The 25004-nt window shown below is 75.0% G+C and carries 18 protein-coding genes and 1 pseudogene; 6 read left to right on the top strand and 13 right to left on the bottom strand.

The window, feature by feature from the left end; translation table 11 throughout:
- The 9 genes and pseudogenes from ACFWU6_RS18145 to ACFWU6_RS18105 form a co-directional block, all read right to left on the bottom strand.
- Positions 1-1631, bottom strand: a 1631-nt coding sequence (locus ACFWU6_RS18145) for a serine/threonine protein kinase (protein ID WP_383981881.1), incomplete at its 3' end; no start/stop codon positions are given.
- Positions 1628-2956 (bottom strand): hypothetical protein, encoded by a 1329-nt coding sequence (locus tag ACFWU6_RS18140; RefSeq protein WP_383801933.1) that lies wholly within the window; start codon positions 2954-2956, stop codon positions 1628-1630. The genes ACFWU6_RS18140 and ACFWU6_RS18145, both read right to left, overlap by 4 nt.
- A 71-nt stretch (positions 2957-3027) precedes the next feature.
- The gene (locus tag ACFWU6_RS18135) at positions 3028-3969 is read right to left on the bottom strand and encodes a glutamate ABC transporter substrate-binding protein (protein WP_383981884.1); all 942 of its coding nucleotides are present in this window, start codon (positions 3967-3969) and stop codon (positions 3028-3030) included.
- 146 nt (positions 3970-4115) lie between these two features.
- Entirely contained in the window at positions 4116-5495 is a 1380-nt protein-coding gene (locus ACFWU6_RS18130; RefSeq protein WP_383801938.1) for a hypothetical protein, read from the bottom strand.
- Positions 5496-5700: 205 nt separating this feature from the next.
- Positions 5701-6690: an N-acetylglucosamine kinase gene (locus ACFWU6_RS18125; protein ID WP_383981880.1), complete on the bottom strand. Its 990-nt coding sequence runs from the start codon at positions 6688-6690 to the stop codon at positions 5701-5703.
- A complete protein-coding gene (locus ACFWU6_RS18120) occupies positions 6681-7946 on the bottom strand; it encodes a 6-phospho-beta-glucosidase (protein WP_383801930.1) in 1266 nt (421 codons plus the stop codon). The genes ACFWU6_RS18125 and ACFWU6_RS18120 overlap by 10 nt, the downstream gene beginning before the upstream one ends.
- Before the next feature lie 5 nt (positions 7947-7951).
- Positions 7952-8226: pseudogene (locus tag ACFWU6_RS18115) on the bottom strand (carbohydrate ABC transporter permease); the annotation flags it as partial.
- Positions 8227-9459 (bottom strand): ROK family transcriptional regulator, encoded by a 1233-nt coding sequence (locus tag ACFWU6_RS18110; protein ID WP_383981878.1) that lies wholly within the window; start codon positions 9457-9459, stop codon positions 8227-8229.
- 150 nt (positions 9460-9609) lie between these two features.
- Positions 9610-10689 carry a mechanosensitive ion channel family protein gene (locus ACFWU6_RS18105; protein WP_383981876.1) on the bottom strand — a complete coding sequence of 360 codons (1080 nt, stop codon included), beginning with the start codon at positions 10687-10689 and terminating at the stop codon, positions 9610-9612.
- Positions 10690-10948: 259 nt separating this feature from the next.
- Between ACFWU6_RS18105 and ACFWU6_RS18100 the strand changes: the two genes are divergently transcribed.
- A complete protein-coding gene (locus ACFWU6_RS18100; protein WP_383801922.1) occupies positions 10949-11491 on the top strand; it encodes an HNH endonuclease in 543 nt (180 codons plus the stop codon).
- A 31-nt stretch (positions 11492-11522) separates the two neighbouring features.
- Here the strand turns inward: ACFWU6_RS18100 and ACFWU6_RS18095 are convergent, their stop codons facing one another.
- Complete coding sequence (locus ACFWU6_RS18095; protein ID WP_383981874.1) at positions 11523-14567, bottom strand: beta-N-acetylglucosaminidase domain-containing protein; 3045 nt, start codon at positions 14565-14567, stop codon at positions 11523-11525.
- 226 nt (positions 14568-14793) lie between these two features.
- Here ACFWU6_RS18095 and ACFWU6_RS18090 point away from each other — a divergent pair, with 226 nt between their 5' ends.
- A complete protein-coding gene (locus ACFWU6_RS18090) occupies positions 14794-16827 on the top strand; it encodes a 4-alpha-glucanotransferase (RefSeq protein WP_383981872.1) in 2034 nt (677 codons plus the stop codon).
- Positions 16828-16847: 20 nt separating this feature from the next.
- Entirely contained in the window at positions 16848-17087 is a 240-nt protein-coding gene (locus tag ACFWU6_RS18085; protein ID WP_383801914.1) for a hypothetical protein, read from the top strand.
- Positions 17088-17196: 109 nt separating this feature from the next.
- Here the strand turns inward: ACFWU6_RS18085 and ACFWU6_RS18080 are convergent, their stop codons facing one another.
- Positions 17197-17694: a MarR family winged helix-turn-helix transcriptional regulator gene (locus ACFWU6_RS18080; protein WP_383801911.1), complete on the bottom strand. Its 498-nt coding sequence runs from the start codon at positions 17692-17694 to the stop codon at positions 17197-17199.
- A gap of 270 nt (positions 17695-17964) precedes the next feature.
- On the opposite strand from ACFWU6_RS18080, the gene ACFWU6_RS18075 reads away from it, so the two are divergent.
- From ACFWU6_RS18075 to ACFWU6_RS18065, 3 genes are read left to right on the top strand one after another with little or no spacing between them, the layout of a single operon-like run.
- Positions 17965-18906 carry an EamA family transporter gene (locus ACFWU6_RS18075; RefSeq protein WP_383801908.1) on the top strand — a complete coding sequence of 314 codons (942 nt, stop codon included), beginning with the start codon at positions 17965-17967 and terminating at the stop codon, positions 18904-18906.
- 50 nt (positions 18907-18956) lie between these two features.
- Positions 18957-19886 carry a DMT family transporter gene (locus ACFWU6_RS18070; protein ID WP_383981871.1) on the top strand — a complete coding sequence of 310 codons (930 nt, stop codon included), beginning with the start codon at positions 18957-18959 and terminating at the stop codon, positions 19884-19886.
- A 10-nt stretch (positions 19887-19896) separates the two neighbouring features.
- Entirely contained in the window at positions 19897-20799 is a 903-nt protein-coding gene (locus ACFWU6_RS18065; RefSeq protein ID WP_383801903.1) for a LysR family transcriptional regulator, read from the top strand.
- A gap of 196 nt (positions 20800-20995) precedes the next feature.
- On the opposite strand, the gene pepN is transcribed toward ACFWU6_RS18065, so the two are convergent.
- On the bottom strand, positions 20996-23599 hold the full coding sequence (gene pepN / locus ACFWU6_RS18060; protein WP_383981869.1) for an aminopeptidase N: 2604 nt from the start codon (positions 23597-23599) through the stop codon (positions 20996-20998).
- A gap of 140 nt (positions 23600-23739) precedes the next feature.
- Positions 23740-24768, bottom strand: coding sequence for an aspartate-semialdehyde dehydrogenase (locus ACFWU6_RS18055; protein WP_383981867.1), 1029 nt, complete (start codon positions 24766-24768; stop codon positions 23740-23742).
- Between the last annotated feature and the right edge of the window lie 236 nt (positions 24769-25004).

Below are 25004 nucleotides of genomic sequence, written 5' to 3'. Positions count from 1 at the left end.
GCGCCGGCCGCCGCCGGGGCCACCGCGGGCGCGGCGGCCGTGCGCGCGCCGCGCCCGCGCGGCCCGAACAGCCCGCCACGCGGTGCGGCGACCGGCCGTGCACCCAGGCGGGAGACCTCCAGGCCCGGTTCGTCCGCGAAGAGCTGGGTGTCCGGCACCCGGAGCTCCGGTCCGAACAGCGTCGACAACTGGGGCCGCGGGCGGCCGGTCTGGATCGCGACCACCTCCCGCAGCACGCCCGTCAGCTGGTCCGCCATCTCCTGCGCGGACGCGAACCGCCGCCCCGGGTCCGGATCGGTCGCCCGGACCAGCAGCCGGTAGAAGGACTCGTACCGCGCGAACACCTCGATGTGCTCCGGGTCGGGCAGCGAGTCCGCGAACACGTTGGTGTAGCCCTGGAAGTCGAAGGTCAGGACCGCCAGCGTCCGCGCCACCGTGTACAGGTCGGAGGCGACCGAGGGCCCCGCCTCCGCGACCTCCGGCGCCTGGTAGCCCACCGTGCCGTAGATTGCCGATTCCTCGTCGTCCATCCGCCGGACGGCGCCCATGTCGATCAGCTTCAGCTGGTCCTGCTGCTGGATCGCGTTGTCCACCTTGAAGTCGCAGTACAGGAGGTTCCTGCTGTGCAGGTGGCCGAGGGCCTCCAAGGCCTCGATGCCGTACGCGCACGCCTGCTCGACCGGGAGCGGGTCGCGCCGCCCGTCCGGTCTGCGCCGCTCGTTGGCGATCTCCTTCAGCGACTTGCCGCCGACGTACTCCATGACGATGTACCCGTCCAGCGAACCGGTCCGCTGGTCGAGGTGCTCCACGAAGTTGTAGATCCGCACGATGTTGGAGTGCTCGATCTCCGCGAGGAAGCGCCGCTCGGAGATCGCGGCCTCCATCGCGTCCTGGTCCCCGGTGTCCAGGAGGCCCTTGAGGACCACCCACCGGCTGGAGACCGCCCGGTCCACCGCCAGGTACACCCAGCCGAGGCCGCCGTGCGCGAGGCAGCCCGCGACCTCGTACTGGCCGTGCACGACGTCGCCCTCGCGCAGCTTGGGCACGAAGGAGTACGGGTGCCCGCACTTGGTGCAGAAGCCCTCCGTCCGCCCCGGCCGCTCACCGCGCGAGCGCCCCACCGGGGCGCCGCAGTCCGAGCGGGAGCAGAACCGCTTGCGCTCCGGCACCTCCGGGTTCTCCAGCACCGCCGCCGAGGGGTCGGGGCGGGGGACTTCAGGCATGGTGACCAGGCCGGCCCCGAGCCGCCCGCGCCCCGAGGCCGAGGAGGCCGAGCCCGAACTGCGCACCGACACCGAGCGGGTGGAGGCGCTCCCCGGGAGGGAGCGCGACAGCCGCCCCGACACCGAGCGGCGCGACGACGAGGAGCGCGAGGACCGCGCCGAGGCCGAGGACCGCGCCGATCCGTGCGAGCCCTGGGAGCCCATGGAGCCCCGGGACCCGCCGGAGCCGAGCGAGCCCCTCGCGGCGCTGGTCATGCCCGTCGGCGGGGACACCAGTTCGTCCGCACCCGCGGCCACCGCGCCGACCGGCGCGAGCCCGCAGGTGTCGCAGTACAGCTCCCCGCCGCCCATGTCCTCGTACGCCCCCGGGCAGTCGGGGCGAACGCAGGTGGTTCCGGTCAGGCTCATGCGTCCTCCTTCCCCGGCCCGTCGGGCCAGTGCTGATCCGGCTGTGGTTGCTGTGGTGGGCGTGGCGGGTGTGGTGGACGTGGCGGGTGCGGTTGCTGGGGCTGCTGGGGTGCCAGTGCCTCGGCGGCCGCCTGCTGGTAGCGCAGGACGGCCTGCTCGGCGGCCCGCAGGTCGCAGGGGGCGCTCCACAGCATCCGCCGGGCCGTGTCGTACCGCTCGATCAGCACGGGGTCCTCCGCCATGCCGTGCCGGGCCACCTTGGCCCTGTACGCGTCGAGGCGTCCGCGCAGCTCGGCGCGGACCGCCAGCGGAGCCGTCACCGCCGTCAACGACTCGCGGGCCCGGCGCAGTTCCTCCTCGGCCCGCTCCTCCAGGGATTCCAGGAGGGGGGAGAGCCGGTGCCAGCGCGAGCGCCGCCGGTGCTCGGCCGCCGCCGCGAGCTGCTCCTGCAGCGCCGTCGGCGGCCCGCTCACCGCCGGCACCTCGGACGCGGCGATCTTCGCCAGCACCTCGCCGCGCGCGGTCCGCGCCTCCGCCAGGGTCCGGTCGGCCCGCGACAGCACGTCCCGCAGGCTGATCAGCCGCTGCTCGGCGTCCTGCCGGACGTCCAGCACGGCCTCGACCTCGCGGCGTACGTCCTCCAGCGCGAGCGCGGCCCGGTCGTAGCGCCCGGTGTCCGGACGGCCGCCGCCGGGCGCGGAACTGCCCGCGGCCGGCTGCCAGAACGCCAGCGGGTCCTCGATCACCCGGGCCCGCAGGTCGGCCAGCTCGGCCGTGATGTCCTCCAGGTCGTCGCCCGCGGGGTGCTCACCGGGGCGCACCCCCACCGAGTGGGCCAGCGAGCGGACGCGGTGCAGCTCGGCCGCGAGCAGGTCGATCCGGGCGGGCAGCGCCGACCACACCGCATCGGCGGCCACCACCACGTCCAGCGAGCGCGCGTACAGCTCGTTCATCCGGGCCACCAGCTCGGCCAGCGAGAGCCGCTCCGCCAGCGCGGAGCCCCCCTGCGCGGCCCCGGCGATCAGCACGCCCGGTCCGCGCAGCCGCTCGGTCAGCTCGGCCAGGTCCTCACGACCGGGCCAGCGGCGCCGCTCCCGGATCTCCCGGGCGGCGGTCAGCGCCCCGCTGTAGGCGTCGAAGTACGTCCACAGCCGGGTGATGTCCGCGTCGGCCCCGGCCCAGCGCTCCTTGGTGACCCCGGTCAGCGCGGCCCCCTCCAGCAGCCGTCGGCCCGCGTGGTCCTGGAGGGCCAGCAGCGAGGTCTCCACGGCCTCGTGCTCCGCGCCCAGCCGGGCCAGTGCCCGGTCGACGCCGTCCCGGTCCATCACTGCCGATCCCGCCTCCCCCGACTCCGCGCCGCCCGACCGCGCCCATGCCCGCGACTCCGCCACCCGCCTCAGCCGTCCCGGTACTTGGGCTCGGGCGGTCCGCCGACGTTGGGCAGCACCGCCCTGAGGTGCACACCGTAGGAGGTCATCCACGGGCTCGAGGCGCCGCCCGCGCGGTAGTCCTCCAGCACCTTGTTGACCCGGCGCACGAGGTCGGAGGCGTCCTTGTTCATCGCCACCCCGTAGAACTCGCGGGTGAACGGCGAGCCGACCAGCTGCACCGACGGGTCCTGCGCGGCCTGACCCGCCGCGAGCGCGTTGTCCGTGACGATGCCGTCCACCTCGCCGAGCTGCAGCCGGACCAGGCAGTCCAGCTGGTTGGGCACGGTGACCGGCACCGAGCCGTAGGACTGCGCCTTCAGCGTCGCCTCCGCGGTGGAGCCGGCCGCGAAGCAGACCCGCTTGTCCTTCAGCGAGGCGTCGTACCCGGTGATCGGCGAGCCCTTGGGGGCGAGCACCTGCTGCCCGGCCTCGAAGTAGGCCGTGGAGAAGGCCACGTCCTCCAGCCGCTTGCAGTTGATCGTCATCGTGCGTACGACGATGTCGACCCGGCCCTCCTGGAGTGCGGGAACGCGCTGGCTGGTGGGGATGGCCCGGTAGATCACCGCGTCCGGGTCGCCCAGGATGTCCTTGGCCACGGCCCTGACCAGGTCGATGTCGAAGCCGTCGAGGCGGCCTTCGCGCGCCTGGTTGAGGTACCCCCAGCGGAAGCTGTTCTGGTCCACGCCCGCGACCAGCTTTCCCGCCGCCTTGATCCGGGCGATGGCCGCCCCGTCCACGGCGGAGGGGCGCAGGCTCGCCTCCGGGTTCTGGCAGGTGTCGGCCGGGGCCGCGGGAGCCCCCGCCACCGCGGCGGGCCCGCGGACCGCGGGCCGCCGTCCGGCATCCGGCGCCGCCTGGGCCAGGGGCAGCAGCACGGCCGCCGCCGTCACCGCGCAGGCGGCGGCCATCGCACTGACCCCGCCCCATCCGCGCAGCCGGCGCGCGGCCGGGCGCGGGCCGGCCGCGCGCTCCCGCACCACGGCCGCCTCGGGCGCCGCGCCCTCGCGGGCCTCCCGGCCTTCGGGGGACCGCTCACCTCGTATCCGCATCGCTCTCACCTGTACTCCGAAAGCCTGCGCCCGACACCGAGCAGCGCCGCCGCCGCGCCGACGACCGCCAGGGCCGCCGCGCCCGTCATCAAACCGCCCAGGGCGCCGAGCCCGTCCCGGGCGGCCCGGGTGAACTCCTGCTGCTCGTGGGCGACCGCCTGTGCCAGCGAGGCGTCGACTGTGTCGAAGGCGGCGCCGCTGCTCTCCTTGTGCTCGTCGTCCCCGACGACCTGGTCGCGCGCGGAGCCGTAGTCCCCCTTGAGGTCCGACTCCCGGGCCGCCGCGTGCCGCTGCTTCCACTGCGCGACGCCTTCCGCGGCCCGGGCCAGGGGCTCCCGGCCCGCCGTGTCGTCGGCCAGTGCCCGCGCCGCTTCCAGTCCGCTGTCCAGCTGCTTCATGTTGTTCGTGAAGTCCACGTCGTACTTGTCGGACTTCTTGTCCTCGGCGAGTACGGCGCCCCGGGCGACGAGCGTGAGGTTCTCCCCGGCCCGCGCCTGGAGCGAGGCGATCCGGGCGTCGTTGAGCACCTTCAGCGACTCCTGGCCGTCCGTCCGCGCCTGGCTCAGCGCCGACCGGGCGACCGTGTGCCCCACGGCCAGCCACAGCAGCACCACCATCGTCGCGGCCGTCGCGGCCACCAGCCCGTGGTTGAAGACCCTGTTGGTCCGCCGGTAGTCGCGCCGCTGCACCCACACCAGCGCGGCGAGCGCGAGCAGCCCGGTGCCGATCGAGGCCGCCGGCCAGGACCGGGCGTCGTCGTAGTCCGCGTAGAGCCGCCCGGTCTCCGCCTCGTAGAGCCGCTGGGCGGCGGGGAGCAGCTGGGTGGTCATCTGCTCGTTGGCGTAGCGCAGGTAGGCGCCGCCCAGGGGCAGGCCCTGCCGGTTGGTGGCGCGCGCCTGCTCGATCAGCCCGGTGTAGCGGGGCAACTGCTCGCCCAGAAGGGTGATCTGCGCGCGGGAGTCCTCGTCCGCCCGCGTGTTGGCGGCCGCGCCGACCAGCAGCCTGGAGGCGTTGGCGATGTCCTTCTCGTACCGCTCGCGGACCTCGCGGGGCTCCTGTCCGCCCAGGAGGAATCCGCTGGACGAGGTGGTGTCGGCGTCCGCGAGGGAGCGGTAGATGCTCGCCGCGTCCGCGCTCAGGGGCTGGCTCCGGCCGACCACGTCGTCGGCGGCGGTGGACCGGCCGGAGATCTCCCACACGCTCACCGCGCCGAACAGCACGATCAGGGCGGCGACCGCCGCACCGATGATGCGCAGCCGGCCCGGTTCGGTCGTCGCGGCCGCGCGCAGCCGCTCCACCCCCTCCGCCCAGGCGGTACCCCGCCCCGGCGGCACGCCGGGCGGCACGGCGCCACCGCCCGGCGGCGCGGGCGCGCGTGTCGTGATGGCCACCGTGACCTCCCCCTCGGTCTGCGGTCCCCGGCTGTGGCCGGGAGCCTGCGCAGCAGTATGGCCTTAGTGACGGTCGGCCACGGCACCGGTGCTCGATCTTGGGCGACAACGCCCCGAGAGGCGCCCCCCGTCGCCCCTTCACCGTCAATACGCCCGTACGACCGCCACGGTTCCAGACCCGCGGCCCCGCGGGGCGGGTTCACCCGAAATGGGCACGGACTTTGCTGTGGGCGAAGGGCGCGCAGCCCAGGGCGTCCAGTCCGAGCAGCGCGGCGCCCAGGACCGGACGGGCGGTGACCACCGAGACCAGGGCCCGCGGGGCCCGTTCGGCGAGGCCCGCGGCGATCCGGTCGTTCAACTGCGCGTGACCGGCGGCGAGCACGCTGCCGCCGAGGACCACGGGGACCTCCCGGTCCAGCAGGCCGAGCCGGGCCAGTGCCACCGACGCCATGGAGACGACCTCGTCTGCCTGCCGGTGCACCAGTGCCAGCGCCACCGGGTCGCCCGCCGCCGCCACCGAGAACAGCAGTGGCGCCAGCTCGTGGCGCCGTCCGGACGGGACGCGCCCGAGGTGCAGGTCCTCGATCAGCGCGTGCATCGAGGGGCGGCCGAAGTGCGCCGGCACCGCGCGGGCCAGCTCCGTCAGCGCGCCCCGGCCGTCCTCGGCGCGGGCCGCGAACCACAGGGCCTCGTCGGCCAGTCCGCCCCCGCCGCCCCAGTCGCCGGAGACGCGTCCGATCGCGGGGAAGCGTGCGGTCCGCCCGTCCGGGGTCATGCCCGCGCAGTTGATGCCCGCACCGCACACCACGGCGACGCCGCACGGCTCGGCGCCCGGGGGGAGCCCGGCGCGCAGCAGCGCGAAGGTGTCGTTGTGCACGACCGTGCGGCGGCCCCAGCCGCGGCGCCGGATCTCGCGGGCCATGTCCCGCTCCTCCACCGGGAAGTCGGCGTTGGCCAGGCAGGCCGACACGTGCTCGACGCGGGGCCCGGCCTCCCCCTCGGGGCGGATCCCGGCGGCGGCCATCGCCTCCGCCAGTACGTCGACGGCCGCGGCGACCCCCGTCCGGGACGGCTGGAAGCCCCCGGCCCGGCCGGTCGCGGTGACCGAGCCGTCCGGTGCGACGACCGCCACGTCCGTCTTGCTGTTGCCCGCGTCGATCGCCAGTACCGCGTCGAGGGTCACAGCCACGCCAGGTGCTCCTTGTTGTGCGCGAGGAGGCGGTCCGTCAGGCCTTCGGCCCGGTCGAACCGGCCGACGAGCGGATGCGCGAGCAGGGCCTTGAACACCCGCTCGCGGCCGCCTCGCAGCGCGGCGTCCAGCGCGAGGTCCTCGTACGCCGTCACGTGCGAGACGAGCCCCGCGTACAAGGGGTCCAGCCGGCGCACGGGCAGGGGCACCGGGCCGGAGCCGTCCACCCGGGCCTGCACCTCGATCACCGCGTCGTCCGGGAGGAACGGCAGGGTGCCGCCGTTGCGGGTGTTGACCACCTGCACGGTGGCCGCGCCGCCGCCCAGCAGCGAGGCCGCCAGGTCCACGGCGGCCTCCGAGTAGAAGGCCCCGCCCCGTCGGGCGAGCAGCGCGGGCTTCTCGTCGAGCGCGGGGTCCCCGTACAGGGCGAGCAGCTCCCGCTCCATGGCGGCGACCTCGGCGGCCCGCGAGGGCTTGGAGCCGAGCTCCCGCACGACCTCGTCGTGCGCGTAGAAGTAGCGCAGGTAGTACGAGGGCACGACCCCGAGCCGGTCCAGCACCGCGCGCGGCAGGTGGAGGTCCCCGGCGATGGCGTCGCCGTGCGCCGCGAGGAGGCCCGGCAGCAGGTCCTCGCCGTCCGGGCCGCCCCGGCGGACGCCCAGCTCCCAGGTGAGGTGGTTGAGCCCCACGTGGTCCAGGTGGATGTCGGCGGGCGCGAGGTCCAGCAGGGCCGCGAACTTGCGCTGGAAGCCGATGGCGACGTTGCACAGGCCGACGGCCTTGTGTCCGGCCCGGAGCAGGGCCCGGGTGACGATCCCGACCGGGTTGGTGAAGTCGATGATCCAGGCGTCCGGGCTGGTCCGGCGGACCCGTTCGGCGATGTCGAGGACCACCGGGACGGTCCGCAGCGCCTTGGCGAGCCCGCCCGCGCCCGTGGTCTCCTGGCCGACGCAGCCGAACTCCAGGGGCCAGGTCTCGTCCTGGAGGCGGGCGGCCTGGCCGCCGACGCGCAGCTGGACGAGGACCGCGTCGGCGCCCTCCACCCCCGCGTCGAGGTCGGAGGTGGTGGTGACGCGCGCCGGATGCCCCTGCCGGGCGAAGATCCGCCGGGCGAGGCCGCCGATCAGCTCCAGCCGCTCGGCGGCCGGATCGATCAGCACCAGCTCGGAGACCGGCAGGCTGTCGCGCAGCCGGGCGAAGCCGTCGACGAGTTCGGGGGTGTAGGTGGAACCGCCGCCCACCACTGCGAGTTTCATGGTCACTAGCCTTTCACTCCGGTCAGGGTGACTCCCCCGACGAACGCCTTCCGGGCGAAGAAGAAGAGGACGGTCACCGGGGCCGTGACCAGTACGGTCGCGGCCGTGGTCGGGTTCCCGTGGGTGCGGGGGGCCGCCCTTGAAGGACTCCGGCCCGCAACCGGGCGTCCAGGCGGACGGGTTGTCCGGGGGCGTAGGTCCGGGGGCCGAAGCAGTCGTTCCAGGCGGACAGGAACCGGAACAGCGCGAGGCCTCGAGTCGGCCCCGGTTCGACGCGGGGTCAGCGGGAGGTGTCGAACACCTCGTCGCGCGTGGCGGCCAGGGCGTTCTCCAGGGCGCCGCGCAGCACCGGCCGCTCCCGCACCTCTGCGGTGACCAGGCGGGGCCGGGACGGGGCCAGTTCGGCGAGCTCGGACTCCAGCAGCTCCCGCAGCGGCTCGCCGCCGGCCGTGATCCCGGCCCCGGACAGCACGACGATCTCCGGGTCGAGCACGGCGACCAGCGAGGCCAGGCCGGTGGCCAGGCCGGTGGCGTAGGCGCGCAGGAGGTCCAGGTACGGCCCTTCGGGCGTGGCGGCGGCCCGGGCGAGCAGCGCGGCCGCGGCGGCGACCTGTGGGCTGTAGGGGCCCCCGGGCCGGGGCTCGGGCGCGGGTTCGGCCGCGGCTCCCGGCACGCCGAGCTCCGCGGCGAGCAGGGGCAGGGCCTGGACGCCGGCCAGCTGCTGGTAGCCGCCGGAGTTGACCCGGGTGACCTGCCGGACCAGGGGGTGGCCGGGCACGGGCAGGAAGCCCACCTCGCCGGCGCCGCCGGTCCAGCCGCGGTGCAGCCGCCCGCCGAGCACGAGGGCGGCGCCGAGTCCCTCCTCGTTCCACAGCAGGACGAAGTCCTCGTGGCCGCGGGCAGCGCCGAGGCGCTGTTCGGCGACGGCGGCGAGGTTGACGTCGTTCTCGTACTCGACGGGCATCGGCAGGGCCGTCGCCAGGTCGTCGAGGAGGGTGGGGGAGTGCCAGCCGGGGAGGTGGCCGGCGTAGCGGAGCCGGCCGGTCTGCGGGTCGAAGGCGCCCGGGGTGGCGATGACCACCCGGTGCAGGTCCGAGCGGTGCAGTCCGGCGGCCTCGACGGCGCCCCCGAGGGCCTCGCGGACCTGGTCGACGACGGCGGTGCCCTCGGCGTAGGGGACCTCGTGGCTGCCGACCACGGTGCCGGTGAGGTCGGCGACGGCGGCCAGCACCCGTCCCGGGGTGACGTCCAGGCCGCCGACGTACGCGGCGCGGGGGTTGACGGCGTACAGCTGGGCGCTGGGGCCGGGTCGGCCGCCGTCGGTGCCGGTGGCCACGACCAGCCCGGCGGCCTCCAGGCGGGCCAGCAGCTGCGAGGCCGTGGGCTTGGACAGGCCGGTCAGGTGTCCGATCCGGGTCCGGGAGAGCGGGCCGTGCGCGAGCAGGAGCTCCAGGGCGGCCCGGTCGTTCATGGCGCGCAGGAGGCCGGGCGTTCCGGGCGTGGCGGCGGGCATGCGCGGTCTCTCCCTCACCGAGATGAACTGTTAGGTAAGTTTCCTGTCGGTGTGAGCCCCGTGTCAATGCCGCCGCCCCGCAGGAAACGTCCTGCGGGGCGGCGGATCGGGGAAGCGGAGCCGGGCGGCGGCCCGGCGCGGGGAGCGGCGCTACTTGGTGATCCTCGGGGCGCCCGGCCCCGGGATCGGCGCGGCCGCCAGTGACTGCGGCGAGGTCGGGTTGGCCAGCGCGGAGGGCGCGGCGACCGCGGCCGACGGGTCGGCCGCCGCCTCCTCCTCGTCGTCGGCCGGCAGCCCGCCGACGATCCGGATGCCCGCCGCGTCGAAGGCCTCCTTGATCCGCCAGCGCAGCTCCCGCTCCACGGCGAACTGCTGGCCCGGCATGGTCTTCGCCGACACCTTCACCGTCATCGAGGCCAGCAGCACCTCGTCCAGGCCCAGCACCTCCACCGGGCCCCACAGGCGCTCGTCCCACGGGGTGTCCTTCGCGAGGGCGTCCGCGACCTCCTGGACCACCTCGCGGATGTGCGTCAGGCTCTCCGTCGGCCTGACCTGCACGTCGACGCCCGCCGTCGCCCACCCCTGGCTGAGGTTGCCGATCCGCTTGATCTCGCCGTTGCGGACGTACCAGATCTCGCCGTTCTCCCCGCGCAGCTTCGTCACGCGCAACCCGACCTCGATGACCTCGCCGGAGGCCACGCCCGCGTCGATCTTGTCCCCGACGCCGTACTGGTCCTCCAGGATCATGAAGACGCCGGACAGGAAGTCCGTCACCAGGTTCCGCGCGCCGAAGCCGATCGCGACGCCGGCCACACCGGCGCTCGCCAGCAGCGGCCCCAGGTTGATCTGGAGCGCCCCGAGCACCATCAGCCCGGCCGTGCCGAGGATCAGGAACGAGGCCACCGACCGCAGCACCGATCCGATCGCCTCGGAACGCTGGCGCCGCCGCTCCGCGTTGACCAGCAGCCCGCCGAGCGCCATGCCCTCCATGGCCTCGGCGCCGCGGTTCATCCGGGTTATCAGCTTGGTCAGCGACTTGCGGACCGCCGAGCGCAGCACGCCCGCGATCACGATGATCAGGAGGATTCTCAGGCCGAGGTACAGCCAGTCGGCCCAGTTCTCCTCGATGAAGCTCGCGGCCTCGGTGACGCTCTGGTGTGTCTCCCTGAGCGTCGTGGACGTGTCCGGGGTGTCTGCTGCGAGCGGCAGCAGGGCGGCGGGCCAGGGCACGGCGGGAACCTCCAGGTATCGCGGCCTGCCCGCGGAACGGAATGCGGGCAGACCAACCACACTAACGGGGCACGGCCCGCCGTCCGGCCCGCTGTTCGAGGGAGAGACCGGACTCACCCGGGGATGACGCGGGTGTGGTTGAAAACACCTCGGACCCGTTGCGGGCGCGTGGTGGCGCTTCGACCAGCCATAAGGAGAGACTGGAGAGCAGATCGTCCCGGCGCGAGCCACGCGCCGCCGGCGTACAAGGAGGCAGTCCGTGCCGCACGTCCTGGTCCTCAACGCGTCGTACGAGCCGCTCGGCGTCGTACCGCTCCGCCGCGCGCTCGTCCTCGTCCTGGAGAACAAAGCGGTCTCCCTGGAGGAATCCGGCGCCTATCTGCACAGCGCGACGCGAGCCGTCCCCGCTCCCAGCGTGGTCCGGCTCAAGCGCTTCGTGCGGGTCCCCTACCGGGGGCCCGTTCCGCTCACCCGCCGCGCGCTGTTCGCCCGCGACGGCGGCCGCTGCATGTACTGCGGGGCCGTCGCCACCAGCGTCGACCACGTCATCCCGCGCAGCCGGGGCGGCCGGCACGCGTGGGACAACGTCGTCGCCGCATGCCGCCGCTGCAACCACGTCAAGGCCGACCGGCACCTGCTGGAACTGGGCTGGCGGCTGCGCCACCAGCCGGCCCCGCCCTCGGGCCTGGCCTGGCGCATCATCGGCACGGGCCACCGGGACCCCCGGTGGATGCCGTACCTCCAGCCGTACGGGGCCGAGGACGCGCTGGAGCGCATCGGCATCGGGGCCGCGGCGTCGTAGCGCCGGGAACCGAAGCCCCTGCGAGCGCGGGTCAGGGCTGGGCCGCGAAGGCCTCCGCCGACCAGAGGCTGCAACCGAAGCGGGTCGCCCGGGTCTCGCACGTGACGCGCAGGAAGCGGGTCCCGGGGGCGTCCAGGCGCAGGGTCTCGCGACCGCCGCGCGAGCCGCGCACCGTGACGGCCGGCTGCCAGACGCGGCCGTCCGGGGAGGTCTCCACCCGGTAGGACGCCGGGTGGGCCTCCTGCCAGTGCAGCTCCAGCCGGCCCACCCGGGCCGGCGCCGACAGCTCCGCCTGCCACCACGCGCCGTCCACCGCCGGGGAGGACCAGCGGGTGGCGGGGGAGCCGTCCACGGCCGCCGCCGCCGGGAAGCCGGCGGTCTCGTCGGCCGAGGAGCTCGCCCGTGCGGTGCGCAGCAGGTCCGGGCCGCCGGTGCGGACCACGGCCCGTACGGTCAGGACGCGGGTCTCCCCGTTGAAGGACACCGGGACCCGGTGGCTGCCCGGCGGGGTGCCGGGCGCCACGACGACCTCCAGCGGTACCGACACCCGCGCGCCGCGCGGGGCGACGACCGGCCCCTGCGGAAGGCGGACCCCGATGCCCGCGGGGGGCTGCGCCGTCAGGGCCCCGCGGGCCTCTCCGGCGCCCAGGGCGGACAGCTCGGCGGTGACCCGCTGCGGGGCCCCGCCTATCTCGGCGTCGGCGACCGCGCCGTCCGCCAGCTCGAACCGGGCCTGCGGTCCGTCCCCGAACCAGGGCACCACCCGGTGCACCACCGGGGCGGGTCCGGCCCAGGAGAGCCGCACCGCGTCGGCGGGCAGGCCCGCGGTGTCCACCTGGGTCCAGCCCGCGGCCCCGGCCTCGCCCACCTTGCGCCAGCCCTCGCCCGGTACGTGGACCTCCACCGCGGCGCCCCGCACGCCCGCCGGGAGGGGGTCCGTCATCACCGTCACCGCCGCCACCGGACGCGCGGCGTCCAGCCGTACCGTCCAGCTGTCCGTGTCCTTCGTCACGGTGCCCGTCGTGCGGGCCGCCCCCGTCCAGGCGTCCGCCTCCGCCGCGGCCTTCGCCAGGAAGGGTTCCAGCACGGCCTGGTCCACGCGGGACGCCCCCGGCTCCGCCAGCGCCCCGCGGGCGTCCGCCAGGGCCCGGGAGGCCGTCCAGGAAGCCGCCCCGTCGCCACGGGCCTGGGCCTGCAGGACGTCCACCGCCAGCTCGCCCGCCGTTCCGTAGCGCGCGAGCCGCTCCAGCCAGGGCCCCGCCTCGCCCGTCAGCGCCGGAAGCCGCGCCGGGGCCTCGCGCAGCACGGTGAACGCCCTGCGCAGCTCCGCCCCGGCCGCCGGATCGCCCGCGGCGCGGGCCCGCCAGAACTGCTCGACCAGCGGCTTCAGGTACGCCGACTCCTCCTGCTTCAGGCCCGAGGACGCGGTGTTCCCGGCCAGCGCGGCCACCGCCTCGCGGGTGCGGGGGTCGGGGCCCGCCAGCTCGCGCACCGCCGCCGCCCAGGACTCGCCGGCCCGGTAGCCCCGAGGGTTCCAGGCGAAGTCCGCCGCCGTGAAGAGCGGGATCCGGGACAGGGTGCCCTGCGGCATGGCGTTGGACAGCAGCGCGGCCGAGCCGCCCGCCACCACCGGTTCGCGTCCCGTGTACGGGCCGAGGAAGATCCGGCCCGGCTGCCAGTCGTTCACCGGGTAGTTGTCCATGGTGACCAGCGGGCGGCTCCCCAGCGCGGAGCGGACCGCGGACAACTCCCGGCCCGTGATGGTGCGGGGCACGACGCCCACCCCCGTCCAGGCGACCTCGACCCGGCGGTCCAGCGCCCCCGCCAGGGCCGTCCGGTAGGCGGTGGCGCCCTCCTGGTAGAACTCGGTGGGCAGCAACGACAGGGGCGCCGCCCCCGGATGGCGTGCGGCGAGGTGTTCCGCCAGCCCGCCCGCGACCTCCGCGTGCGCCCGCGCCGCCGCCGCGGGGCCCCTCCCGTACCGCTCGCGGTCCGCCGAGCAGCCCCACTCGGTGTAGCTGACGTCCTGGAACTGCACCTGGAACGCCCGGAAGCCGAGCTCCCACATGGCGTCCACCTTGCGGGCGAGCGCCGCCCGGTCGGCCGCCGAGGACAGGCACATCGACTGGCCGGGGGTGACCGCCCAGCCCAGGACGACCCGGTTGGCGCGGGCCCGCACGGCCAGCGCGCGGAACTCCTCCTGCTGCGCCTGCGGGTACTCCCGGCGCCAGTCCGTCGTCCGGTACGGGTCGTCGCCCGGGGCGAGCAGCAGCCGGTTCTGCTTGGTGCGGCCCATGAAGTCCAGCTGGGCCAGGCGCTGCTGCTGCGTCCAGGGCTGCCCGTAGAAGCCCTCCGTGATCCCGCGCACGGGGGCGATCGGCCAGTCGCGGACCAGTACCCCCGGCACCTTCTGCCCGCCCGCGCGCAGCAGTTGGCGCAGGGTCTGCGCCGCGTGGAACAGCCCCGCGTCGCCGACGCCCGCCAGGGCGACCGTGTCCCGCCCGCCGGACCGCCCCACGGCCAGCCGGTAGCCGCCGTCCGGCAGGTCGCCGACCCCGGCCGCGCCGAGCTCCCGCAGCGCCTCCTCCGCGTCCGCGCCCTGGAGCCGTACGACGGCGCCGTGTTCGGGCAGCGGCGCCCCGGGAGCCCGCTCGTGCACGGTGCGCACGCCCGCCGCGCGCAGGGCCTCCCGCACGACCTGGACCGCGTACGCGTCCGCGCCCGACGGGACCACCAGCACGGCCTCCGCGCCCAGCGGCACCTCGCGCGCCGGATCGGCGGCCATGGACTGCGGCCGGGGCCACACGGCGGGCCCCTCGGCCGGCGTGCGACGCGGCTCGGCGCCGGGATCGGACAGGGGTGCGGGGGCGGCCGCGAAGGCGGCCGCGGGAGCGGAGCCCGCGGCGGCCCCGGAGACAGCCCCTGAGGCGGCCCCGGCCCCGGCGCCGGGCTGCCGGTCCGGTGCGGACGGCGTCGTGAAGACCCCGGGCGGCGCGCTGGCGACGGCGCCGCCCAGCAGCGTCCCGATCACGGCCACCGCGGCCGCGGTGGCCCGCTTCCTGCCCCTGAGCTGCACAAGGCCTCCCCGCCCCGAGACGTCCCCCGCCCGTACGAACGAGGCCGACCCCACCACCCGTGCGGCCGAAGTGTCAATGCGCGCGGGTGATCTGACCGGGACACGCCGTGAATGCGAAGCCTTCGAATGGGTATGGCTGCGGTGTTCTCCGGCGATGCCCCCACCGTTGCGACGCCATCTGCACCACCCTTCTGACCCGTCCCCACGTACGAAGGAGTGCCCGTCGATGGACGACCTGGCCCGGCTCGCGGACCTGCACGGCATCGCCACCACCTACCAGCCGGCCGCGGAGGTCACCGTCGAGGTCCCGCGGTCCACCGCCGCCGCCGTGCTGGGGCTGCTGGGGGTGCGCACCGACACCCCCGAGGACGTACGGGAGGAGCTTGCGCGCGCCCGGGCCGACGCCGGGGCCCGGCTGTTGCCGCCCGTCCTGGTCGGATGGGCGGGGGAGCCGCCGCCGGCCGCGCTGGCCGCCCTGCCGCCCGGGACCCGTGTCCTGCTGGAACCGGAGGCCGAGGAGGGCGCGGCGTCCGCCGCGCCCCGCACCTGGGAGACCGGGCCGGCCGGGGCGCTGCCCGCGGGGCTGCCGCTGGGCGTCCACCGGATCACCGCCGCGCTGCCGGACGGCCGGTCGGCGGCCGCCACCCTGATCCTGGCCCCGGACCGGGCCCCGGCCGCCCCCGGGCGGGGCCACGGGCTCCTCGTCCAGCTCTACTCGCTGCTGTCCGCGCGCTCCTGGGGGATGGGCGACCTCGGCGACCTCGCCGCCCTGGCCCGCTGGGCCGCCGAGACCCACGGCGCCGACTTCGTCCAGGTCAACCCGCTGCACGCGGCCGTCCCCGGCACCCCGACCGACCCCTCCCCGTACCGGCCGTCCTCCCGCCGCTTCCCCGACCCGGTCCACCTGCGGATCGAGGACGTCCCCGAGTACGCGGACTGCCCCGACCGGGAAGCCCTCGCCGAACTCGCCGCCCGGGGGGCCGAGCTGAGCCGCGAGGTGCTGGAGAAGGGCGCGCTGATCGACCGGGACGCCGTCTGGGCGCTCAAGCGGCAGGCCCTGGAGCTGCTGTACGCCGTCCCGCGCACCCCGCAGCGCGCCGCCGCCTACGCCCGCTTCTGCGCCGAGCAGGGGCAGGCCCTGGACGAGCACGCCGCCTGGTGCGCCTCCGCGGCCGGGGAGACGCCCCACGAGCGCGGCGACTTCCACCGCTGGCTGGTGTGGCTGACGGACGCCCAGCTCACCGCCGTCCAGCGGGCCGCGAAGGACGCGGGCATGGCCGTGGGCATCGTGCACGACCTCGCGGTCGGGGTGCATCCCGACGGCTCCGACTCGCTCACCGGCCCCTTCCACGCCCGGCACGTCTCCGTGGGAGCCCCGCCGGACGCCTTCAACGCCCGCGGCCAGGACTGGGGCCTGCCGCCCTGGCGGCCCGACCGGCTGGCCGCGAGCGGCTACGCCCCCTTCCGGGCGCTGCTGCGGGGGGTGTTCCGGTACGCCGGCGCCCTGCGGATCGACCACGTGATGGGCCTGTTCCGGCTGTGGTGGATCCCGGAGGGCACGTCGGCCGCCGAGGGCACGTACGTCTCGTACGACGGCGAGGCGATGCTGGCCGTCCTGGTCCTGGAGGCCCACCGGGCCGGGGCGCTCGTCATCGGGGAGGACCTCGGGACGGTGGAGCCGGGGGTCCGTCAGGCCCTGGCCCGGCGCGGGGTGCTGGGCACCTCGGTGCTGTGGTTCGAACGGGACTGGGCGGGTGCGGGCGAGCCGCTGGACGCCGCGGCCTGGCGGGCCGACTGCCTGGCGACCGCCACCACCCACGACCTGCCGCCCACGGCCGCCAAGCTGGCCGGGGCCCACGTGGACCTGCGCGACCGGCTCGGCCTGCTCACCCGGCCGGTCGAGGACGAGCGGGCCGAGGACGCCGCCGACACCGCCGAATGGCTGGAGGTGCTGGACCGGCTGGGCCTGGAGACCAAGGGTGAGGAGGCCGCCGTGCGGGCCCTGTACGCCTTCCTGCTGCGCACGCCCGCCCGGCTGGTCGGCGTGTGGCTGCCGGACGCGGTGGGGGACCGGCGTCCGCAGAACCTGCCGGGGACCTGGGACCAGTACCCCAACTGGCGGCTGCCGGTCGCCGACGCGGCGGGACGCCCGCTGACCCTGGAGCGGCTGACGGCCTCGCCCCGGGCGAACGCCCTGTTGAGCGCGGTGCGCGAGGGCGGGGGAACCCGTACGGCACCCCCGGGCGCGCGGGCCGTTTAGGTGTTCGCTACGTTTGCACCGTGGACAAGAAGAACGCTCTGCGCGCCGGCGCCGTCACGGCCGGAACGACGCTGATGATGCTGCTGATGACGTCTCCCGCCCTCGCGCTCACCCGCGACGACGGCGACGACCCGGCTCCGGGCCTGAGCATCGCCGAGACGCTCGGCCTGTTCGTGGCCGCGCCGATCGTGCTGTTCCTGGTCATCACGGGTCTCGTGATGGTCGGCGACAAGTCGCACAAGCAGACGAAGCACAGCTGAACCGGCGCCGCTCCCTCGCGGGCGGCGCACTGAAAGACCTCCGGGGCGCCGGGGGTCCGCGGAACCGACGTGTGTCGGTGCGGAGCGGACCCCCGGCGCCCCGTCGTGCTCAGGCCACTGTGGCGAGCAGCTTGCGGAGCAGGCCGGTGAGCAGCTCGACCTCCTCGGGCTCCAGCCCGGTGAGGGCGGCGCGCTGCACCTCCAGTCCGGCGGAGACGGCCTCGTCGACGAGGGCGAGACCGCGGTCGGTGATCGTCACGTGGAGGCCGCGCCGGTCGTGGGGATCGGGGGTGCGGGAGAGCAGCCCGGCCTTCTCCAGCTTGTCCAGGCGTCCGGTCATGCCGCCCGTGGTGAGCATCAGCGTCGCCGACAGCTGGCGGGGCGAGAGCGTGTACGGGCTGCCGGACCGGCGCAGGGTGGCGACGACGTCGAACTCCCCGCGGGAGATGCCGTAGCGGAGGTAGGTCCGCTCCATCTCGTCCCCCATCGCCTTGGTGATCCGGTAGATCCGGCCGAACACGGCCATGGGAGCGGTGTCCAGATCGGGGCGCACCACGGCCCACTGGGCGGTGATCGCGTCGACGGCGTCCTTGCTTGCCTCGGTCATGGGCGCAGTATCGGACGTCCCCTCACTCGTTCGCAAGAAAGTTGCTTGACGGCAAGTAGCTTAGCGGTAAGCTACTCTCAAGTGACCTATTGGGGGCGGCGATGACGACAGTCAGGGCGACCGGTGCGCGGCGGGCGGCGGCGGAGCGCGCCCCGCTCACGGGCGTGGGGACCGGCTCGATCGCACCGGCTCCCCCGTGAGCCGGTGCGCGCCGCCGTCGCCTCGCCCCGCCCCGTCCTCCTGTCGCCCTCACCCGTCCGGGGAGCAACCATGAAGCGCTTCGCGACCGTCGCCCTGACCGCCCTCGCCCCCGTCTCCTGGGGATCGACCTACATCGTCGCCACCGAGCTGCTGCCGCCCGACCGGCCCCTGTTCACCGGGGTGATGCGGGCCCTGCCCGCCGGCCTGCTGCTGACCGCCCTCGCCAGGACCCTGCCCCGCGGGGCCTGGTGGTGGAAGTCCGCCGTCCTCGGCACGCTCAACATCGGCGCCTTCTTCCCCCTGCTGTTCCTCTCCGCCTACCGGCTGCCCGGCGGGGTCGCGGCCGTACTCGGGGCCGCCGGCCCGCTGTTCGTCGTCGGCCTCGCCGCCCTCCTCCTCGGGGAGCGGGCGAGCCTGCGCACCGTGCTCGCCGCCGTCACCGCCGCCTTCGGCGTCGGCATGGTGGTCCTCACCGCCGAGGCCCGGCTCGACCTGGTCGGCGTCGTTGCCGGCGTCGTCTCCTCCGCCTCGATGGGCGCCGGCACCGTCATGACCAAGCGCTGGGGCCGGCCCGACGGCGTGGGCCCGCTGGCCGTGACCGGCTGGCAGCTCACCGCCGGCGGGCTCGTCATCCTCCCGGTCGCCGCCCTCGTCGAGGGGGCCCCGCCCGTCCTCGACGGCGGCGCGCTCCTCGGCTACGGCTACATGATGCTGATCAACACCGGCATCGCGTACTGGCTCTGGTTCCGCGGCATCGGCCGCCTCACCGCCACCTCGGTCACCCTGCTCGGCCCGCTCTCCCCGCTCACCGCCGCCGTCATCGGCTGGGCGGCCCTCGGGCAGGCGCTGGCGCCCGTACAGCTCGCGGGCATGGCCATCGCCTTCGGCGCCACCGTCGCCGGGCAACTGGCCGCCGCCCGCTCGGCCCGGGCCGCTGGAACGTTCACTTCCCCTGAAAGGAACGATCAGAACATTTCGATGGACCTGACCGATCCTCCGGTGCGACGGTAGTCCTCCGCCCGACGACAACCCACCCCGAGGGGACACGCCCAGTGGCCGTCATGGACCGCGCCCGTACCGCTGCGCAGGCACAGCAGCACCGCACCACGGGCAGGAGGGGAGCCGCAGCCGGGCTCGGCGCCGGCGTCCTCCTCGCCCTGCTCGCGACGGTCGTCTGGTCCGGCAGCTTCGTCGCCACCCGGGGGATGGCCGGGACCGTCCCGCCCGTCCAGGCCGTCTTCTGGCGCTGGATCATCGCGCTGGCCGCCGTCGCCCCGTTCGCCGGCCGCCAGGCGTGGCGGCAGCGGGCCCTGATCCGCGGGCACCTCGGCTACGTCGCGCTCGCCACGCTGTTCGGCGTCACCCTCTACAACACCCTCGTGCACCAGGCCGGACTCACCACCTCCGCCTCCAACATGGGCATGATCATGGCCGCCTCGCCCGTGATCATGGCGCTCTACGCCCGGCTCGGCGGCGAACGGCTCGGCGCCCGCCGCACCGTCGGGATGCTGCTGGCCGCCCTCGGCGTGCTGCTCCTGGTCGGGGACGGCTCCCTCGGATTCGACTTCGGCGCCGGCGACCTGTGGATGTTCGGCGCCGCCCTCTCCTTCGCCACGTACAGCGCCCTGCTCAAACGCAAGCCCGCCGAACTGGGCGGCCCGGCCTTCCTGGTCGCCACCTTCGTACTCGGCGCGCTGATGCTGGCCCCCGCCTACGCCGTCTCCCTCGCGGTCCAGGGCGGCTTCGCCCTCACCCCCGGATCGGTCGGCCCGCTGCTGTACGTCGGCGTGTTCTCCTCGGCCGTCGCCTTCTTCGCCTGGAACAAGGCGGTCTCGGTCATCGGCGCCGCCCGCGCCGGAGTCGTGTACTACCTCCAGCCGGTGTGCGTGGCGGGCTTCGGCCTGCTGCTGCTGGGCGAGCGGACCGGACCGGCGCAGCTCCTGTGCATGGCGCTGATCCTCGGCGGCGTGGGGCTGGGCGCCCGGCGGTAGGTTCGCTCCCATGACCGAGTGGGACATCAAGAAGCTGCGGATCCTGCGCACCCTGGCCGACCGGGGGACCGTGACCGCGACGGCCGAGGCGCTGCACATGACGCCCTCGGCCGTCTCGCAGCAGCTCACGAACCTCGCGCGGCAGTTGGGCGTGGCCCTGCTGGAGGCCCAGGGCCGCCGGGTCCGGCTCACGGACGCGGCGCACCTCGTACTGCGGCACACGGAGGCGGTCTTCGCCCAGTTGGAGCGGGCCGACGCGGAGCTGGCCGGATACCTCGCCGGGGACACCGGCGAGGTGCGGATCGGCGCCTTCTCCACCGCCGTCCCGGCCCTGGTGGTCCCCGCGGTGGCGGCGCTGCGCGCGAGCCGCCCGGGCGTGGAGGTCCGCGTCCGCGAGACCGAGGCCGCCGAGTCCTACGAGCTGCTGTCCGCCGGGGTGGTGGACCTGGCGCTGTCGCTGGCGGCGCACGCGCCGACCGCGCGCGACGGCCGCTTCACCCGGCTGGCCCTCCTGGAGGACCCGCTGGACGTGGCGCTGCCGCCGGGCCATCCGCTGGCGGCCGCGGCGGACCTGCGGCTGGCGGACCTGTCCGGAGACCCTTGGATCTACGGCGGCAGCGGTCCCTGGTCCGAGATCACCCGCAGTGCCTGCGAGGCGGCGGGCTTCGTACCGGAACAGGCGCACTCGGCCTCCGGCTGGACCGCGATCCTGGCGATGGTCGGGGCGGGCATGGGCGTGGCCCTGGTTCCCCGGATGGTGTCGCGCCGGGCGTCGGGGCCCGTGGTGCGGGTGCTGTCCTACGAGCGGCCGACCCGGCACGTGATCGCCGCCGTCCGCCGGGGCGCCGAGGCGGGGCCGGCGGTCTCCGGTGTCCTGGACGCCCTGCGCGTGGCGGCGGCCGCCCGGCCGTAGGCCGTCTCCCGGGACCGCTGCCGCCCCTGAGCTGCGGCACCGGACGCCGCGGGCCCGGCACGATCCGAAGAGGGACAGCCCGGACCGCGAGCCCCCTCGGCAGCCCGCCGCGGGGGCTCGCGGCCCCCGCAGCGGCGCCGCGGGTCAGCGGGCGGCCACCGGCGGGCGGGAGGAATCCGGCCCGCCGGCGGGGGTGTCAGGCCCCGGGGGCGGCGGCAGCGGCGGCGGCGTCGGCGGCCTGCGCGCGCAGCGCCCGCTCGACGCCCGCACGCGACTCCGACACCAGGCGGCGCAGGGCCGCGTTCGGCTCGGCCGAGGCCAGCCAGGCGTCCGTCGCGTCCAGGGTCTCCTGCGAGACCTGGAGCGAGGGGTAGAGCCCCACCGCGATCTGCTGGGCGATCTCGTGGCTGCGGGTCTCCCAGACCTCCTTGACCGCCGCGAAGTACTTCGCGGTGTACGGGGCCAGCAGCTCGCGCTGGTCGGTCTGGACGAAGCCGCCGATCACCGCCTCCTGCACCGCGTTCGGCAGGTCGCCGGACTCCACCACGGAGGCCCACGCACCGGCCTTGGCCTCCGCCGTCGGGCGCGCGGCCCGCGCGGTCGCCGCGTGGCGCTCACCGGCCGACGTCGCGTCCCGCTCCAGCTCCGCCGCGATGGCGGGCTCGCCGGCGACACCCGTGGCGACCAGGCGCTCCAGGAACGCCCACCGCAGCTCGGTGTCGACGGCCAGGCCCTCGATCTCGGCGGCCCCGTCCAGCAGCGCCGACAGGTAGGTCAGCTGCCCCTCGGTACGGGCCGTGGCCGCGAAGGCGCGCGCCCACGCCAGCTGGTGGTCGCTGCCCGGCTCGGCGGCCCGCAGGTGCTCCAGCGCGGCCTCCGTCCAGGCGGCCAGGCCCTCCTCGCGCCACGCCGGGTCGGCGTACAGGTCGACCGCCAGCTTGACCTGGCGGTGCAGCGACTGGACGACGCCGATGTCCGACTCCTTGCCGATGCCCGACAGGACCAGCGCGAGGTAGTCACGGGCGGCGAGCTCGCCGTCGCGGGTCATGTCCCAGGCCGACGCCCAGCACAGGGCGCGCGGCAGGGACTCGGTGAAGTCGCCGAGGTGCGCGGTGACGTTGGCGAGGGACACCTCGTCCAGCCGGACCTTCGCGTACGACAGGTCGTCGTCGTTGAGCAGCACCACCGTGGGTCGGGCGCGGCCCACCAGCTGCGGCACCTCCGTCAGCGCGCCGTCGATGTCCAGCTCGACCCGGTCGGTGCGCACCAGGCGCCCGTCGCGGAGCTCGTACAGGCCGATCGCGATCCGGTGCGGGCGCAGGACGGGCTCGCCCTTGGCGCCCGCGGGCAGCGCCGGGGCCTCCTGGCGCACCGCGAAGGCGGTGATGACGCCCTGGGTGTCCGTCTCGATCTCCGGCCGCAGGACGTTGATGCCGGCCGTCTCCAGCCATGCCTTCGACCAGGCGGTCAGGTCGCGGCCCGAGGTCTCCTCCAGGAAGCCCAGCAGGTCGGACAGGCGGGTGTTGCCGAAGGCGTGCGCCTTGAAGTACCCCTGGACGCCCTTGAAGAAGGCGTCCATGCCGACGTAGGCCACGAGCTGCTTGAGCACCGAGGCGCCCTTGGCGTACGTGATGCCGTCGAAGTTGACCAGGACGTCGTCCAGGTCGCGGATGTCCGCCATGATCGGGTGCGTGGACGGCAGCTGGTCCTGCCGGTACGCCCAGGTCTTCATGGAGTTGGCGAAGGTGGTCCACGCGTGCGGCCACTTCGAGCCCTCGGCGTAGGCCTGGCAGGCGATCGAGGTGTACGTCGCGAACGACTCGTTCAGCCAGAGGTCGTTCCACCACTCCATGGTGACGAGGTCGCCGAACCACATGTGGGCGAGCTCGTGCAGGATCGTCTCCGCGCGCACCTCGTACGCCGCGTCCGTCACCTTCGAGCGGAAGACGTACTGGTCGCGGATGGTGACCGCGCCCGCGTTCTCCATGGCGCCCGCGTTGAACTCCGGGACGAAGAGCTGGTCGTACTTGGCGAAGGGGTAGTCGTAGGCGAACTTCTCCTGGAACCAGTCGAAGCCCTGCCGGGTCACGTCGAAGATCGCGTCGGCGTCCAGGAACTCGGCGAGCGAGGGCCGGCAGTAGATGCCGAGCGGCACGGACTGCCCGTCCTTGCCCTCGTACGAGCTGTGCACCGCGTGGTACGGGCCCGCGATCAGCGCGGTGATGTACGAGGAGATGCGCGGGGTCGGCTCGAAGGCCCACACCCGGTCGTCCGGCCCCGTCCCTGCGGACGTGTCGCGCGGGGAGTTCGAGACGACCGTCCAGCCCTCGGGGGCCGTCACGGTGAACCGGAACGTCGCCTTCAGGTCGGGCTGCTCGAAGCTGGCGAAGACCCGGCGCGCGTCCGGCACCTCGAACTGGGTGTACAGATAGGCCTGCTGGTCCACGGGGTCGACGAAGCGGTGCAGGCCCTCACCGGTGTTGGTGTACGCGCAGTCCGCGACGACGCGGAGCTCGTTGGCACCGGCCGCCAGGTGGTTCAGGGCGATCCGCGAGTCCCGGAAGACGGCGGCCACATCGAGCGCCTTGCCGTTGAGCACGGCCTCGTGCACGGCCGGGGCCACCAGGTCGATGAACGTCTCGGCGCCGGCCTCGGCGGCCTCGAAGCGCACGGTGGTCACGGACCGGAAGGTGCCGCCCTCCTGCGCACCGCTGAGATCGAGTTCGACCTCGTACGAGTCGACGGTGAGCAGCTGTGCCCGCCGCTGGGCTTCTTCACGGGTGAGGTTCGTGCCAGGCACGCGGTCATCTCCTTTGATGGTGACGTTGCCCGGCCATCCTTCCACGCGGGCCGTGTCCCCGCGCCGGAGTAATCCACGGGCGAACGCGAGGGGGCGGGCGCCCTCCGGCGCCCGCCCCCTCCGTGTCCGCCGCAGCGGGATCAGCCGCGCAGCTCCTCGGCCACCAGCTCCGCGATCTGCACCGCGTTCAGCGCCGCGCCCTTGCGCAGGTTGTCGTTCGAGAGGAACAGCGCGAGGCCGTTCTCCGCCGTCTCGTCCAGCCGGATGCGGCCCACGTACGAGGCGTCCTTGCCGGCCGCCTGGAGCGGGGTCGGGATCTCCGAGAGCTCGACGCCCGGGGCGTCCTTGAGCAGCTCGTAGGCGCGCTCGACGCTCAGCGGGCGCTCGAAGCGGACGTTGACCTGGAGCGAGTGGCCGGAGAAGACCGGCACGCGCACGCACGTGCCGGAGACCTTGAGCTCCGGGATCTCCAGGATCTTGCGGGACTCGTTGCGGAGCTTCTGCTCCTCGTCGGTCTCGAAGGAGCCGTCGTCGACGATCGAGCCCGCGAGCGGGAGCACGTTGAAGGCGATCGGGCGCTTGTAGACGCCCGGCTCGGGGAAGACCACGGCCTCGCCGTCGTGCACCAGCGCGGTGGCCTCGCCCGCGACGGCCTTGACCTGGCCGTCGAGCTCGGCGACGCCCGCCACGCCCGAACCGGACACGGCCTGGTAGGTCGTGGCGATCAGCGCGGTCAGGACGGCCTCGTCGTGCAGCGGGCGCAGCACCGGCATCGCGGCCATGGTGGTGCAGTTCGGGTTCGCGATGATGCCCTTGGGGCGGTTCCTGATCGCGTGCGGGTTGACCTCGGAGACGACGAGGGGGACGTCGGGGTCCCTGCGCCAGGCCGAGGAGTTGTCGATCACGACGGCGCCCTGCGCGGCGACCTTCTCGGCGAGGGCCTTGGAGGTGGCGCCGCCCGCGGAGAACAGCACGATGTCCAGGCCGGAGTAGTCGGCCGTCGAGGCGTCCTCGACGGCGATCTCCCGGCCCTCCCACGGGAGGGTCGAGCCCGCGGAGCGGGCCGACGCGAACAGCCGCAGCTCGTCCACCGGGAACTTCCGCTCGGCGAGGATGGCGCGCATGACCGCGCCGACCTGTCCGGTGGCTCCGACGATTCCGACCCTCACGGTGACTCCTCTGGTTGCGTACGGCGCGGGCGCGTGTGGAGCCATCATGCGTTCGACCCCACGAGCCTTGTCCAATCCATTGTCCGAGGAACGGACGGTGTCCGGAATGTGAACCATTCTGGCGCGTCCGCGGCGGGCGTGCCGCGGGCCGCCCGGGGGAAACAGGAGGGGACGGCGCTCTGACGAGCACCGCCCCCTCCGCCGCCCTCGGCGGCCCGGGTTCCTACCGGGTTCCT

This window comes from Streptomyces sp. NPDC058674 (genome assembly GCF_042716505.1).
Classification (GTDB): domain Bacteria; phylum Actinomycetota; class Actinomycetes; order Streptomycetales; family Streptomycetaceae; genus Streptomyces.
Note: the sequence above shows the minus strand (reverse complement) of the source record. Positions and strands in the feature narration are given on the sequence as shown.